General features: G+C 68.0%; 11 protein-coding genes. All 11 read left to right on the plus strand.

The window, feature by feature from the left end:
• The 11 genes from GYH29_RS11245 (at nucleotide 1) to GYH29_RS11295 (ending at nucleotide 14025) form a co-directional block, all read left to right on the plus strand.
• The gene (locus tag GYH29_RS11245; RefSeq protein WP_161523777.1) at nucleotides 1–1047 is read left to right on the plus strand and encodes a HoxN/HupN/NixA family nickel/cobalt transporter; all 1047 of its coding nucleotides are present in this window, start codon (nucleotides 1–3) and stop codon (nucleotides 1045–1047) included.
• Entirely contained in the window at nucleotides 1044–1373 is a 330-nt protein-coding gene (locus GYH29_RS11250; RefSeq protein ID WP_043593179.1) for a (2Fe-2S) ferredoxin domain-containing protein, read from the plus strand. The genes GYH29_RS11245 and GYH29_RS11250 overlap by 4 nt, the downstream gene beginning before the upstream one ends.
• Nucleotides 1370–5434, plus strand: a complete 4065-nt coding sequence (locus GYH29_RS11255) for a cobaltochelatase subunit CobN (protein WP_161523778.1) — start codon at nucleotides 1370–1372, stop codon at nucleotides 5432–5434. Before GYH29_RS11250 ends, GYH29_RS11255 begins: the two co-directional genes overlap by 4 nt.
• A gap of 134 nt (nucleotides 5435–5568) precedes the next feature.
• On the plus strand, nucleotides 5569–7476 hold the full coding sequence (locus GYH29_RS11260) for a putative cobaltochelatase (protein ID WP_161523779.1): 1908 nt from the start codon (nucleotides 5569–5571) through the stop codon (nucleotides 7474–7476).
• A 1-nt stretch (nucleotide 7477) separates the two neighbouring features.
• A complete protein-coding gene (cobA, locus tag GYH29_RS11265; RefSeq protein WP_232060577.1) occupies nucleotides 7478–8278 on the plus strand; it encodes a uroporphyrinogen-III C-methyltransferase in 801 nt (266 codons plus the stop codon).
• Between the two features lie 40 nt (nucleotides 8279–8318).
• Entirely contained in the window at nucleotides 8319–9068 is a 750-nt protein-coding gene (locus tag GYH29_RS11270) for a cobalt-precorrin-7 (C(5))-methyltransferase (RefSeq protein WP_269473808.1), read from the plus strand.
• Nucleotides 9065–10630 carry a precorrin-8X methylmutase gene (locus GYH29_RS11275; RefSeq protein ID WP_161523781.1) on the plus strand — a complete coding sequence of 522 codons (1566 nt, stop codon included), beginning with the start codon at nucleotides 9065–9067 and terminating at the stop codon, nucleotides 10628–10630. The genes GYH29_RS11270 and GYH29_RS11275 overlap by 4 nt, the downstream gene beginning before the upstream one ends.
• A 5-nt stretch (nucleotides 10631–10635) precedes the next feature.
• Nucleotides 10636–11760 (plus strand): cobalt-precorrin-5B (C(1))-methyltransferase CbiD, encoded by a 1125-nt coding sequence (cbiD, locus tag GYH29_RS11280; RefSeq protein ID WP_232060578.1) that lies wholly within the window; start codon nucleotides 10636–10638, stop codon nucleotides 11758–11760.
• Complete coding sequence (gene cobI / locus GYH29_RS11285) at nucleotides 11757–12485, plus strand: precorrin-2 C(20)-methyltransferase (RefSeq protein ID WP_161523782.1); 729 nt, start codon at nucleotides 11757–11759, stop codon at nucleotides 12483–12485. Before cbiD ends, cobI begins: the two co-directional genes overlap by 4 nt.
• On the plus strand, nucleotides 12482–13285 hold the full coding sequence (cobM, locus tag GYH29_RS11290) for a precorrin-4 C(11)-methyltransferase (protein ID WP_019100226.1): 804 nt from the start codon (nucleotides 12482–12484) through the stop codon (nucleotides 13283–13285). The genes cobI and cobM overlap by 4 nt, the downstream gene beginning before the upstream one ends.
• A complete protein-coding gene (locus GYH29_RS11295) occupies nucleotides 13282–14025 on the plus strand; it encodes a cobalamin biosynthesis protein (protein WP_161523783.1) in 744 nt (247 codons plus the stop codon). The genes cobM and GYH29_RS11295 overlap by 4 nt, the downstream gene beginning before the upstream one ends.
• Nucleotides 14026–14041 lie beyond the last annotated feature (16 nt).

Consider the following 14041-nt stretch of genomic DNA (forward strand, 5'->3'; position numbering starts at 1 on the left):
ATGCATTTATCCACCGCGCCGTCCACCGGCCGTCGTCTGGCGCAGCACGCGCCGATACTCGCCGGGCTGATCCTGGCCAATCTGCTGGCCTGGGCCTGGGCGTTCGCCGCCTTCGCCGATCATCCGGCCCAACTCGCCACCGCCCTGCTCGCCTATCTGTTCGGCCTGCGCCACGCGGTGGACGCCGATCACATCGCCGCCATCGACAACACCGTGCGCAAGCTGATGCAGGAAGGCCGCCGGCCATCCGCGGTGGGCCTGTTCTTTTCCCTGGGGCACTCGGCGGTGGTCGTCATCGCCGTCGCCCTGATCGTATTCGCCGCCAGCGCGCTGCAAAGCCGCGTCGCCGGCTTCAAGGAGATAGGCGGCGTCATCGGCACCAGCGTGTCGGCCTTCTTTCTGCTGACGCTGGCACTGATCAATCTGTCCTCCTTGCGCGCGGTATGGGGCGTCTTCCGCCGCGCCCGCGCCGGCGAAGCCATCTGCGACGAGCAGCTGAATCTGCTGCTGAACAACCGCGGCCTGATCGCGCGCCTGCTCAAGCCGCTGTTTCGCATGGTGACCAAGAGCTGGCATATGTTGCCCATCGGCTTTTTGTTCGGCCTGGGTTTCGACACCGCCACCGAGATCGGCCTGTTCGCCATCGCCACCTCGCAAAGCACCAACGGCGTGGCGCTGTGGCACATCATGGTTTTTCCGGCGCTGTTCGCGGCCGGCATGGCGCTGGTGGACACGCTGGACAGCATGATGATGGTGGAAGTCTACGGCTGGGCCTTCGTCAATCCGGTGCGCAAGCTCTGGTACAACCTGACCATCACCTTTGTCTCCGTCCTCGTCGCCGTCGGCATTGGCGGGCTGGAAGGACTGGGCCTGCTGGCGGACAAGCTGCAACTCAGCGGCGGCTTCTGGGACCTGATCTCAGCGCTCAACGACGATCTGGCTCACTTCGGCTACTTCGTCATCGGCGTGTTCCTGCTGACTTGGCTTGCCTCCGCCGCCATTTATAAATGGAAGCGCTTCGACCAATTGACGCCGGAGGCGCGATGAGAACCCACGATAAACACGTGCTGATGTGCACCGGCCCGCGTTGCACGCCGGACGGTCAAGGCTCGGAAGCGATGTTCCTGCACCTGGGGCGCAGCATAGACGCCTGCGAGGGCCTGCGCGCCAAGCGCACCCGCAGCCACTGCTTCGCGGTATGCAAGCAAGGTCCGGTGATGGTGGTATACCCGGACGGCGTCTGGTACCGCAAGGTAAACGAAACCGACATCGAACGCATCGTCTGGCAGCATCTGAAGGGCGGCGTCCCGGTTGAGGAATTGGTGTTCCATAAAACCGGCATTGGCGACATCGAAACGGAGGCGCAGCCATGAGCGCCGAAATCGCACTGTTGAGCCACGCCGGCACCGACCTCGCCGCGCTGTTGCGCGCGCGCTGGCCGGACGATTTTCCCGCCGTCGCCGGTATCTCGCTGCAAGGCATCGCCGACGAAGCCGCGATGCGGGTACTGCTGGACGGCCAGCTTGCCAACGCCCGCGCCATCGTGCTGCGCGTGCTGGGCCGCGCCGACGCGATACCCGGCCTGGACCTGTTGCTGGCTCACGCCCGGCGGCTACAGACCGCGGTCATCGTGGTCAGCGGCACCGGCGAGCCGGACCCGGAGTTGCAAGCCTTGTGTAGCGCGCCGGTATCGTTGCAGCAAGACGTCCACGCCTATCTGCAGGCCGGCGGCAGCTCCAACCTGGGCGAGTTGATGCGCTGCCTGGCCGACAGGCTGCTGCTGACCGGCTTCGGCTACCAGAGCCCGCAGCCGCTGCCCGAGCACGGCATTTACCACCCGGAGCTGGCCGCGCCCTGCTCGCTCGACGATTGGCTTGAAATCCGCAATCCGGACTGGCCTAGCGTGGGCCTGTGCTTCTACCGCGCCCACTGGCTGTCCGGCAACACCCGCTTCATCGACCTGCTGGTGGACTGCCTGGCCGAGCGCGGCGTCAACGCGCTGCCGGTGTTCACCTCGTCTCTGCGCACGATAGAAAAAAATGGCCTGCCGGCGGCGCTGGCGCTATTGGCCGATCCGCGCGCGAATGTTTCGCTGCTGATCAACACCACCTCATTCGCGATGGGCGACATCAATAACGACGGCCCCACCCAGCCTGGCTGGGCGGTGGAAGCGTCGGACCAGCTCGACCTGCCGGTGCTGCAGGCCATCACCAGCAGCATGACCCGCGAACAGTGGGAAGCGTCCGACCGCGGCTTCAATCCGCTGGACACCGCGATGAACGTGGCGCTGCCGGAATTCGACGGCCGCATCATCGGCGTGCCGCTGAGCTTCAAGCAGCCGGCGGAAGCAGGACAAGCCGAGCAATACGCGCCGCTGCCGGACCGCGCCCGCCGCCTGGCCGGCATCGCCGCGCGGCTGGCGCGGCTGCGCCATGTGGAAAATGCCGACAAGCGCATCGCCTTCATCTTCACCAACTCCAACAGCAAGGCCTCGCAGATAGGCAACGCGGTGGGGCTGGACTCCCCCGCGTCTCTATACGCTATGCTGCGCGGCATGCAGGGCCGCGGCTACCGGATGGCCGCGCTGCCGCCGGACAGCGACGCGCTGATGCACGAGTTGATAGACCGCGGCGCTTACGACCAGGACTACCTGAGCGCCGAGCAGATGAAAAACGCCGCCGCCCGCGTGCCCGCCCAGCGCTACCAGGCATGGTTCGACGAGCTGCCAGAGGCGCTGCGCGGCAAGATGCTGCAACGCTGGGGCCAGCCGCCGGGCGGCGCCTACGTCGACGGCGACGAACTGGTGTTCTCCGGCCTGGACTACGGCAATGTCTTCGTCGCGCTACAGCCGCCGCGCGGCTACGGCATGGACCCGGACGCCATCTACCACACGCCGGACCTGCCGCCCACCCACCACTACTACGCGCTGTACCGCTGGCTGCGCGACGACTGGCAGGCCGACGCCATCGTCCACGTCGGCAAGCACGGCACGCTGGAATGGCTGCCGGGCAAGGGCGTGGGCCTGTCGCAGAACTGCTTCCCGGACGCGCTCTTGGGCGACATGCCGCTGTTCTACCCCTTCATCGTCAACGATCCGGGCGAAGGCTCGCAGGCCAAACGCCGCGGCCACGCGGTGATCATCGACCACCTGACGCCGGCGATGACCACCGCCGACAGCTATGGCCCGCTGGCGCAGCTGACCCAGCTGGTGGACGAGTACTACCAGGTGGAGCTCTTGGACCCGAACAAGCTGCCGCTGCTGCAGCAACAGATCTGGGACCTGATCAAGGAAGCCAAGCTCGACACCGACCTGGCGGCGATGCTCAAGCACGACCACGACCATGACCACCATCACGGCCACGATCATGCCCACCCGCATAGCGGCCACCTGCACGCGCCCGCCGCTGTCCACGGCAAGTACCGGCCGCAGGCCGCCAAGCCGGCGATGGTTGTAAAACCTGCCGCCGCGACGAAATACCGCCCGGCCAAGGCCGCGCACGCCCACGATCATGGGTGCCATCACCACCACGATCATGATCATCACGTCCACAGCCACGATCACCACGACCATGACCATGACTGGGACGACACGCTGAACGAAGACGGCGTGCCCTTGAGCCTGGCCAAGATGGACGGCGTGGACGTCGCCCACCTGATCGAGGATATCGACGGCTATCTGTGCGAGCTGGGCGCGGCGCAGATCCGCGATGGCTTGCACGTGCTGGGCAACGCGCCGCAGGGCGAAGCGCTGATCGACATGCAGCTGGCGCTGACCCGTCTGCCCAACCTCGGCATCCCCGGCCTGCCCGCCAGCGTGGCGGCGGCCTGCGGCGGCGATTGGCCGGTATGGCAGCAAGACCAGGGCAAGCGCCTCGCTGAGACGCCCGCCGCCTTGCAGGCCTTGGCCGGCCAAGCGCTGGTCACCCGCGCCGATGCGCACGACGCGGTGCTGAAGCTGTCGCGCGCGCTGATCGCCGAGCTGGCCGCGCGCGGCTACGACGCGGCCGCGGTGCCGGCCGCCGTCGCCGCCGTTCTGCCCGGCGTCGAGCCTTGTGCGGAACTGGAACAGGTGCTGAGCTTCATCTGCGCCGAGCTGTGCTCCAAGCTGGCCCGCACCGCCGAGGAGATAGACAATCTCTTGCGCGGCCTGGAGGGCGGCTACGTGCCGGCCGGCCCCAGCGGCGCGCCCACGCGCGGCATGGCCCACACCCTGCCCACCGGCCGCAATTTCTATTCGGTGGACCCGCGCAGCCTGCCGTCCAACGCCGCCTGGCGCATAGGCGACGGCCTGGCCCGCGAAATGCTTGCCCGCCATCTGAAGGAAACCGGCCAGTATCCGGAGTCGGTGGCCATCAGCGTGTGGGGCACCAGTGCGATGCGCACCCACGGCGACGACATCGCCGAAATCCTGTCCCTGCTCGGCGTCAAGCCGCGCTGGCAGCAGGAAAGCCGCCGCGTGCAGGGCCTGGAAGTGATCCCCTTGGCCGAGCTGGGCCGGCCGCGCATCGACGTCACCGTGCGCATCAGCGGCTTCTTCCGCGACGCCTTCCCGCACCTGATTTCGCTGATCGACGAGGCGGTGCACACCGTGGCGCGGCTGGATGAGCCGGTGGAGCAGAACTTCCTTCGCAAGCACTATCTGGCCGACCTGAAGAACGAACTGCTGGGCAAATTGCCCGACGCCGACGCGCAATCGCTGTACCGCGTATTCGGGGCGAAACCAGGCAGCTACGGCGCCGGCATCCTGCCGCTGATCAACGAGCAGAACTGGCAGAACGACGCCGACTTCGCCACCGCCTACGTCAACTGGGGCGGCTACGCCTACGGCCGCGCGGCCAACGGCGCCGACGCCCGCGACGCGCTGCGCCATCGGCTGGCCGGTGTGGAAGTCGCCCTGCACAACCAGGACAACCGCGAACACGACATCTTCGACAGCGACGACTACCTGCAATACCACGGCGGGATGATCGCGACGATACGCAGCCTCAGCGGTCGCCAGCCGCGCGCCTTCTTCGGCGACAGCCACAATCCGGAGCTGCCTGCGGTGCGCGGGCTGAAGGAGGAAGTGCTGCGCGTGTTCCGTTCACGGGTGGCCAACCCGAAGTGGATAGCCGGCATCCAGAAGCACGGCTACAAGGGCGCGCTGGAGCTGACCGCCACTGTCGATTATCTGTTCGGCTACGACGCCACCGCCCAGGTGGTGGACGACTGGGTCTACGAGCAGCTGGCGCAAAGCTACGCGCTGGACCCGGCGATGCAGCAGTTCTTCGCCGACAGCAACCCGTGGGCCTTGAACGCCATCACCGACCGCCTGCTGGAAGCCGCGCAGCGCCAGCTGTGGGCGGAGCCGGACCCGGAGACGCTGGCCGCCTTGCGCCAGCTGCACCTGGATAGCGAAGCGCTGCTGGAAGCGCGCGGAGAAAACAAGCCTTGATACCCAAAAACACAATGAGCCACGGAAACACACGGAACGCACGGAAATGAACAGCGGAAAAAGCCACCGCCTCCCTCTGCGTCGCCTCCGTCCGTGTATTTCCGTGTGCGTCCGTGGCAAATGAGGTTTTTAGAATGACGCCGATCTACCCCTTCGCCGCCATCGTCGGCCAAGAGCAACTGAAGCAGGCGCTGCTGATCTGCGCGGTGGACCCCACCGTCGGCGGCGTGCTGGTGCGCGGCGACAAGGGCAGCGCCAAGAGCACCGCCGCGCGCGGCCTGGCCGCTGTGCTGCCGCCCATCCGCCGCGCCGCCCGCTGCGGCTACAACTGCGAGCCGGACCATCCATTATCGCTATGCCCGGTGTGCTCCGGCGACGCGCGCGCGCTGCATGACGGCCCGGTGCCCTTCATCAACCTGCCGCTGGGCGCCACCGAGGACCGGGTGCTGGGCAGCCTGGACTTCGAAAAAGCGCTGCAAGGCGGCAAGCAAGCGTTCAAGCCAGGCCTGCTGGCAGCAGCCCACCGCGGCATGCTCTACATCGACGAAGTCAACCTCTTGGCCGACCACCTGGTGGACGTGCTGCTGGACGCCGCCGCGATGGGCGTCAACACCGTGGAGCGCGAGGGCCTGGCGGTCAGCCACCCGGCGCGGGTGACGCTACTGGGCACCATGAACCAGGAAGAAGGCGATTTGCGGCCGCAGTTGCTGGACCGCTTCGGCCTGATGGTGGACGTGGCCGCGCCGCGCGAGCCTCGCCTACGCGCCGAGGTGGTGCGTCGCCGCCTGGCCTTCGAAGCCGACCCGGCCGGCTTCGCCGCCCAGTGGCAAAGCGACAGCGAGGCGCTGCGCGCCAATATCGCCGCCGCGCGCGCCTTGCTGCCGCAAACCCGGCTTAGCGATCAGCTATTTCACTTCGTCAGCGAGCTGTGCTGCGAATTCGAAGTCAGCAGCCTGCGCGCCGACATCGTGCTGAACAAGGCCGCCCGCGCGCTGGCGGCGCTGGATGGCCGCGCCGACGCCACCGCCGAGGATGTCCGCGACGCCGCCCGGCTGGTGCTGCCGCATCGCCGCCGCAGCAAGCCGTTCGAACAGAGCGGGCTGGACCAGGACAAGCTGGAACAGATGACGCAGCAGGCATCCAGCCCGCCTCCGCCAACGCAGGACCAGGGCGACGCCGATCAGCCGCAGCCGGAGGCCGACAGCGAGCAGGGGCCGAGGCCTAGCGGCCATGGTTCGGAACAGATTTTCGCCGCCGCGCCGGCCGGCGACATCGCCCGCATCCGCGTGCAGGCGCCCTCCTCCGGCGACGCCGCCGGCCGCCGCAGCGACGGCGCCAGCCGCCAGCGCGGCCACTATGTGCGCGCCGAGGCCAATCCGCAGCCGGCCCAGCTGGCGGTGGACGCCACGCTGCGCCACGCGCTGCTGCGCGATCCCAACAACTTCACGGTCACCCGCGCCGACCTGCATGACAAGGTCCGCGTCGCCAAGCAGGGCAATCTGATCCTGCTGGTGGTGGACGCGTCGGGATCGATGGCGGCGCGCCAGCGGATGGAACAGGTCAAGGGCACGGTGCTGAGCCTGCTGGAAGACGCCTACCGCCGCCGCGACCAGGTGGCGCTGATCGCCTTCCGCGGCCAAAAGGCAGAACTGCTGCTGCCGCCGTGCAACCGCGTCGAACAGGCCGAGCGGGCGCTGCGCGAGCTGCCCACTGGCGGCCGCACTCCGCTGGCCCACGCGCTGGCATTGGCGGCCGACACGCTGTCCCGCCAGCTGGGCGGCCCGGCGCCGCTGCTGGTTGTCCTGAGCGACGGCCGCGCCAATGTGGCGCTGGACGGAGACGGCGACCCGTGGCGGCAGGCGCTGGACCTGGCCGGCCAACTGGCCGGCGCGCCGGCGCTGGTGCTGGACACCGAGCAGGACTTCGTCCGCCTGGGCCGCGCCCGCGAGCTGGCCGAGGCGCTGGGCGCCGAATACCTGGCTTGCGACGCCCTCAGCGGCGAGCAGCTGACATTGACGATTCGACAAAGACTGGGCCGCTGAGATGACGGGCAAGGTTTATCTGATAGGCGCCGGCCCCGGCGACCTAGACATGCTGACGCTGAAGGCCGCGCGCTGCCTGAAGCTGGCCGATGTGGCGCTGGCGGACGATCTGGTGCATCCGGATATCCGCACCATGCTGCGGCCGGATGCTGAAATCGTGCCGGTGGGCAAGCGCGGCGGCTGCCCGTCGGCGTCGCAAGCGGCCATCGAGCAGCGCATGGTTGACGAAGCCCGCGCCGGCCGCATCGTCGCGCGGATCAAGGGCGGCGACCCCTTCGTCTTTGGCCGCGGCGGCGAGGAAATGCTGACGCTGCGCGCCACCGGCGTCGAGGTGGAGATCGTCAACGGCCTCAGCGCCGGCCTGGCGGTGCCGGCCACGCTGGGCATTCCATTGACCCACCGCAGCTTCGTCCACGGCGTCACCTTCGTCTCCGGTCACCCGCAGCAGGACGGCGACGAGCCCAACTGGCAGGCGCTGGCGCAAAGCGGCATGACGCTGGTGATCTATATGGGCGTCAAACGGCTGCCCTTGATCCGTGCCGAACTGCTGCGCCACGGCCTGAAACCCGACACTCCGGCGGCGGCGATAGAAAACGGCACGCTGCCGCAGCAGCGCCAGGTGCTGAGCACGCTGGACGCGCTGGAACAAGACATGAGCGCGGCCGGCATCCACAGCCCGGCGCTGATCGTCATCGGACCCACGGTGGCGCTGGCGTCCTGTAGCCGGCCGGATGCGAGCACAAGCCTCAAAACCTTTTTGAGCCACGGAAACACACAGAAAAGCACGGAAGCAATGCAATGACACGCCTCGTTCGCTCAATGCGATCACAGGCCATTCTTCCGTGTATTTCCGTGGCTATTTCTGCCCTTTTCAGGATGAAGGAATACACATGATCATCTGCATAGGCGCCGGCCCCGGCGACATCGGCTACCTGCCGCAGCGCTCGGCCCAACTGATACGCGAGGCCGACGTGGTGGCCGGCTTCAACGCGGTGGTGGACGTGGTGCGCCCGCTGATCCCGGGCAGCGCCGAAGTGATCCAGATGGGCTACCGCGACCAGGTGGCCCAGCTGGACATCGTCGCCGAGCGCCACCATGCCGGCAAGAAGTGCGTGGTGGTGTTCATGGGCGACATCCACTTCAGCGGCTTCCAGTACCTGGAACGGGTGGAGCGCGCCTGCGGCCACCCGGTGGAGACGATACCGGGCATCTCGTCGGCGCAGATCCTGGCCTCGCGCGGCAAGGTGTGCTTCGACGAGACCAGCTTCATCACCTTCCACCGCCGCGGCGACCTGACCCCGTTCAAGCGCCACCTGGTGCACGTGCTGCAGGACGGCCGCAACGCCATCGTGATTCCCTGCCCCTGGGACGAGGCGCGCTCCTTCATGCCCTGGCATATCGCCGCCTATTTGCTGGAAAACGGCATTCCGGCCGGCCAGCCGGTGGAGGTGTGGGAAAACCTGACCCGCAACGAGGCGGAATGGCGCGGCACGCTGGCCGAGTGCGCCGAGCAGCGCTTCTCCGACATGAGCATCATGCTGATCCGCACGCTCGCGCCGATGGACAGCCAGATCGAGCCGACCCACAAATGAGCCAATCAGACTACGCCATCGTGCTGGCCGGCCACGGCAGCCGCGATCCGGACGGGGTGAACGAATTCATGCAGCTGGTGGACGCGCTGAAGGCGCGCGCCGGCGAGCGCCCGGTGGCCCATGGTTTTCTGGAGTTCGCCCGCCCGACGATAGACGAGGCGGTGGACCAAGTGATCGCCGCCGGCGCCAAAACCGTGGTGATGGTGCCTGGCGTGCTGTTGGCCGCCACCCACGCCAAGAACGACATGCCCAGCGAGCTGTTGGCGCTGCAGCAGGCGCATCCCGGCGTGACTTTCCACTTCGGCGCGGCGCTGGACCTGCATCCGCGGCTGCTGGCGCTGTGCCGCCAGCGCATCGTCGAGGCCGAGGCCGCGTCGCCGCAGACCGTGTCGCGCAATGACGCCTGTCTGGTGGTGGTGGGCCGCGGCACCACGGATCCGGACGCCAATTCCGAAATCTCCAAGCTTGCGCGGATGCTGGAAGAAGGACTGGGCTTCGCCGCGTCTTTCACTTGCTATTCCGGCACCGCCAAGCCGCTGGTGGCCGACGGCCTGCGCGCCGCCGCGCTGCTGGGCTACCGCCGCATCGTGGTGCTGCCCTACTTCCTGTTCGACGGCGTGCTGGTCAAGCGCATCTACGGCGCGACGGCGGACCTGGCGGCGCGTTATCCGGAAATCGAGGTGCTCAGCGCCGGTTATCTCGGCCCGGACCCGCAAGTGGCCGAGGTATTCCTGGAGCGCGCGCAGGAAGGCGTGGAAGGCCGCGCCGCGATGAACTGCGCGCTGTGCAAATACCGGGTGCAGATCGTCGGTTTCGAACAGCAAGTGGGCGAGCCGCAGCGCGGCCACCACGGCAAGGTGCGCGGCCTGCTGGAGCGCGAGCCTGCCGCCAATCAGCCGCCGGCCTGGAAACGCTACACCCCGCATCCTATCGAAGCGGAAAGCATGCGCATCATCGACGAAGGCCGCGACTGGTCGGCCTTCCCCGCCGAGCAGCGCACCGCGCTGATGCGGCTGGTGCACACCACCGGCGACTTCAACAGCGTGGACGACCTGTTCTTCTCGGCCGGCGCCTGCGAAACCGGCATGCGCGCGCTGCTGCGCTGCCGCCGCGTGGTCACCGACGTCACCATGGTGGAAACCGGTCTGAAGCGCGAAGTGCTGCGCCAGCTGGAAGTGGAAACCTGGTGCGGCGTGCACGACGAGGAAACCCGGCTGCTGGCCGAGGCCAGCGGCATCACCCGCTCCGCCGCCGGCATCCGCCGCGCCTGGCAGAAGTTCGGCAACGACTGCGTGGTGGCGATAGGCGACGCGCCGACCGCCATCCGCGAAGTGGTGCGGCTGGTGCGCGATCACGGCTGGCGGCCGCAACTGGTGGTGGGCCTGCCGGTGGGTTTCGTCGGCACCCGCGAATGCAAGGAAGAGCTGCGCGCGCTGCTGCAAGTGCCGCGCATCACCAACCGCGGCACCCGCGGCGGCTCGCCATGGGCGGCCACCGTGGTCAACGCGCTGATGATAGACGCGATCGAACACGTCCATCAGCAGCAACAGCAGGAAGTCTGAACCCGGTGCGCCAGCCTTACGACCTCGCCGCCCCCGCCCCCAACGGCATGCGCCGCGGCCGCACCACCGGCAGCTGCGCCACCGCCGCCGCCAAGGCGGCGCTGCTGATGCTGCTGGACGGCGTGGACGCCGACGAGGTCTTCATCAGCCTGCCGGATCCGGACTTTTACCTGGCGGTGCCGGTGCAAAGCGTGGCCTGGCTGGACGCGGACACCGTCCGAGCCGAGGTGCTGAAGTACGCCGGCGACGACCCCGACAACACCGACGGCGCAACGATCTTCGCCGAGGTGAGGCTAAACCACAGCGGCGCGCTGCGCTTCCTGGCCGCGGCCGGCGTCGGCATGGTCACCCAACCCGGCCTGCGCATCCCGCCCGGCGAGCCGGCGATCAATCCGGTGCCCAGGCGGATGATGCGGATGGCGGTGGAAGAGGCACTGGCCGGCCGGCCCGATCCGGGCTTCGACCTGGCGATAGGCTGCGTAGACGGCGACAAGATCGCCAAACGCACCTTCAACCCGATGCTGGGCATCGTCGGCGGCATCTCGATACTGGGCACCAGCGGCATCGTCGAGCCGATGTCGCAGGCGGCGTGGATCGCGTCGATCGAAGTCTATGTGCGGGTGGCGCTGGGCGAGCTGCCGCCGGCCATCGCCTTCACCCCCGGCAAGATAGGCCGCGGCTACGCCGCCGACACACTGGGGCTGGAGAAAAAACAGGTGGTGCAGATCGCCAACTTCGTCGGCGACTCGCTGGACTTCGCCGAGTCGGTGCTGATCGAACAGGGCCGCATTCTCGACACGCTGTGGGTGCTGGGCCACCCGGGCAAGATCGCCAAACTGCTGGACGGCGTTTGGGACACCCACTCCGGCAAGAGCGGCATGGCGATGGACGCCGTCGCCGGCGTCGCCGCCGACCTGGGCTATCCGCCCGAGCTGGTGGCGCAAATCAAACAAGCGAATACCGTGGAGAATGTAGTGCAGATCATGAACAGCCAGCCGGACGCGCGCGGCTACTGGATGGAAATAGAACGCCGTACCGCCGCGCTGATGGCGAGCAAGGTGCCCAGCGTGCGGCAGGTGGCGGTGCGGCTGTTCAGCATGGACGGCACCCCGCTGGGAGAAGCCGCATGAAGCTGGGACGATTGATAGGCATAGGCGTCGGCCCCGGCCCGGCCGGCTTGATCCCGGTAGCGGCGCTGGCCACGCTGCGCGAGGCCGACGTCGTCTACCTGCCGCGCGCCAGCTCCAGCGACACTTCCGTCGCCCGCCAATGCCTGGCCGGCTTGGATCTGGACGAAAGCCGCTTCCGCGAGATCGAATTCGAGATGAATCCGGAACGCAGCGCGCTGTCGCGCCACTACGGCGCGCTGGCCGAACAACTGGCAACCGAATTGAAAACCGGCCTGAACGTCGCTTACCTGACCATAGGCGACTCAATGACCTACTCCACTTACGGCTACCTGCTGGCGGCGCTGCGCGAAATGCTGCCGGCGCTGGAAACCCAGACCTTCCCCGGCGTCACCAGCTTCGCCGCCACCGCGTCGGCGCTGTCCTGGCCGCTGGGCGAAGGCAAGGAACGCATCCTGATCCTGCCCTGCCCGGACGATATGGAAGCGCTGCGAGCCGACATCGACAGCCATGACCTCATCGTGCTGATGAAGATAGGCAAGCGGCTGCCGGAGGTGCTGGCGCTATTGAACCAGATGGGCATCGCCCAACTGTGCGCCTTCGCCCGCCGCATCGGCCTGCCCGGCGAAGTGCTGTGCGCCGATGTCTCGCAACTGAGCACAGACGCCAGCGGCTACCTCGCCACCATGCTGATCCGCAAGACAGCCAGAGAAAGACGCCACTCATGAAAGTCTATTTCATCGGCGCCGGCCCCGGCGCCGCCGACCTGATCACGCTGCGCGGCAGCCGCCTGTTGGGCGCAGCCCCGATGGTGCTGTACGCCGGCTCGCTGGTGCCGGCCGAGATGCTCAGCCACTGCCGCCCTGACGCGGAAATCCACGACACCGCCGAGCTGAATCTGGACCAGCAGGAAGCGCTATACCGCCGCGCCCAGGCCGAGGACAAGGACGTGGCGCGGCTGCATTCCGGCGACCCGGCGATCTACGGCGCCACCAACGAGCAGATGCGCCGGCTGGAAGCGCTGGGCATCGCCTACGAAGTGGTGCCCGGGGTGTCCTCGTTCACCGCCGCCGCCGCCGCATTGGGCAGCGAACTGACCCGGCCCGCGGTATCGCAGTCCATCATCCTGACCCGCACCAGCGGCCGCGCCAGCGCGGTGCCGGAGACGGAATCCATCGCCAGCTTCGCCGCCCACCGCGCGACGATGTGCATCTTCCTGTCCGGTCAGCGGCTGAAGCAGACCGTCGCCGACCTGGCGCTGCACTACCCGCCCACTACCCCGGTGGCGTTGGTGCGCCGCGCCAGCTGGCCGGACCAGTCCGTCCACCGCAGCACGCTGGGCAAGATGCTCACCGAGGTCAAGCAAAAGGACTGGCTGCTGACCACGCTGCTCTTGGTCGGCGAGGCGCTGTCGCGCGAAGGCGGCGTCGAATCCAGCCTGTACGCGGCCGGCTTCACCCATATCTTCCGCGACGGCGACGAGCGCAAGACCAAGCGGGCCAGCCTGCGGAAAGAAAAGCAGGCATGAGCCGCGCCGTGTGGCTGGTGCGCGCCGAAGCGCTGCCCTTGGGCCGGAAGCTGGCGGCGGCGCTGGACGCCCAGCTATACCAGCCGTGGCTGCAGCCCGACGCCAGCGGCCGCGAGCAATTCCGAGCCGCCTTCCATGCGCACAGCCATTGGATACTGGTGATGGCCAGCGGCATCGCCGTCCGCTATCTGGACGGCCTGCCGCAAAGCAAATACAGCGACCCGGCGGTGGTGGTGATGGATGAAGCCGCCCGCTTCTCCATCCCGCTATTGTCCGGCCACGAAGGCGGCGCCAATGCGCTGGCTTACGAAGCGGCGCGGCTGACCGGCGCGGTGCCGGCAATCACCACCGCGACGGAGGCGATTAAGCCGCTGACGTTGGGCATCGGCTGCCGCCGCGGCAAGAGCGCCGAGGCCATAGCACAAGCCGTGCTGCAAGCCTTGGCCGGCCGGCCGCTGTCCGATGTGCGCGAAGTGGCGACGATAGACCTGAAGGCCGACGAAGCCGGCCTGCTGGCCTTCTGCGCCCGTCACGCGCTGCCGCTGCGCGTCATCGCCCGCGCAGACGTCGCCGCCCGCGGCTGGACCGGCGCGCCGTCGGACTGGGTGCGGCGGAACGTCGGCGTCGACGGCGTGTGCGAACCGTGCGCGCTGATCGCCAGCCCACGGGGGCGGCTGATCGTGCCAAAAACCGCGGTAGATGGGGTGACGGTGGCGGTGGTGGAGGATGCTTCCCTTTGATCGCGCCGGCCCAAAT

This window comes from Chromobacterium haemolyticum, from assembly GCF_009936155.1.
In the GTDB taxonomy this organism is placed as follows: Bacteria; Pseudomonadota; Gammaproteobacteria; order Burkholderiales; family Chromobacteriaceae; genus Chromobacterium; species Chromobacterium haemolyticum.

What these genes read in the sequence shown, in the direction of transcription:
- GYH29_RS11250 (WP_043593179.1), top strand. Translation starts at nt 1,044, where the DNA reads ATGAGAACCCACGATAAACACGTGCTGATGTGCACCGGCCCGCGTTGC.
- cobM (WP_019100226.1), top strand. Translation starts at nt 12,482, where the DNA reads ATGAAAGTCTATTTCATCGGCGCCGGCCCCGGCGCCGCCGACCTGATC.
- GYH29_RS11255 (WP_161523778.1), top strand. Translation starts at nt 1,370, where the DNA reads ATGAGCGCCGAAATCGCACTGTTGAGCCACGCCGGCACCGACCTCGCC.
- cobI (WP_161523782.1), top strand. Translation starts at nt 11,757, where the DNA reads ATGAAGCTGGGACGATTGATAGGCATAGGCGTCGGCCCCGGCCCGGCC.
- GYH29_RS11275 (WP_161523781.1), top strand. Translation starts at nt 9,065, where the DNA reads ATGAGCCAATCAGACTACGCCATCGTGCTGGCCGGCCACGGCAGCCGC.
- cobA (WP_232060577.1), top strand. Translation starts at nt 7,478, where the DNA reads ATGACGGGCAAGGTTTATCTGATAGGCGCCGGCCCCGGCGACCTAGAC.
- GYH29_RS11245 (WP_161523777.1), top strand. Translation starts at nt 1, where the DNA reads ATGCATTTATCCACCGCGCCGTCCACCGGCCGTCGTCTGGCGCAGCAC.
- GYH29_RS11295 (WP_161523783.1), top strand. Translation starts at nt 13,282, where the DNA reads ATGAGCCGCGCCGTGTGGCTGGTGCGCGCCGAAGCGCTGCCCTTGGGC.
- GYH29_RS11260 (WP_161523779.1), top strand. Translation starts at nt 5,569, where the DNA reads ATGACGCCGATCTACCCCTTCGCCGCCATCGTCGGCCAAGAGCAACTG.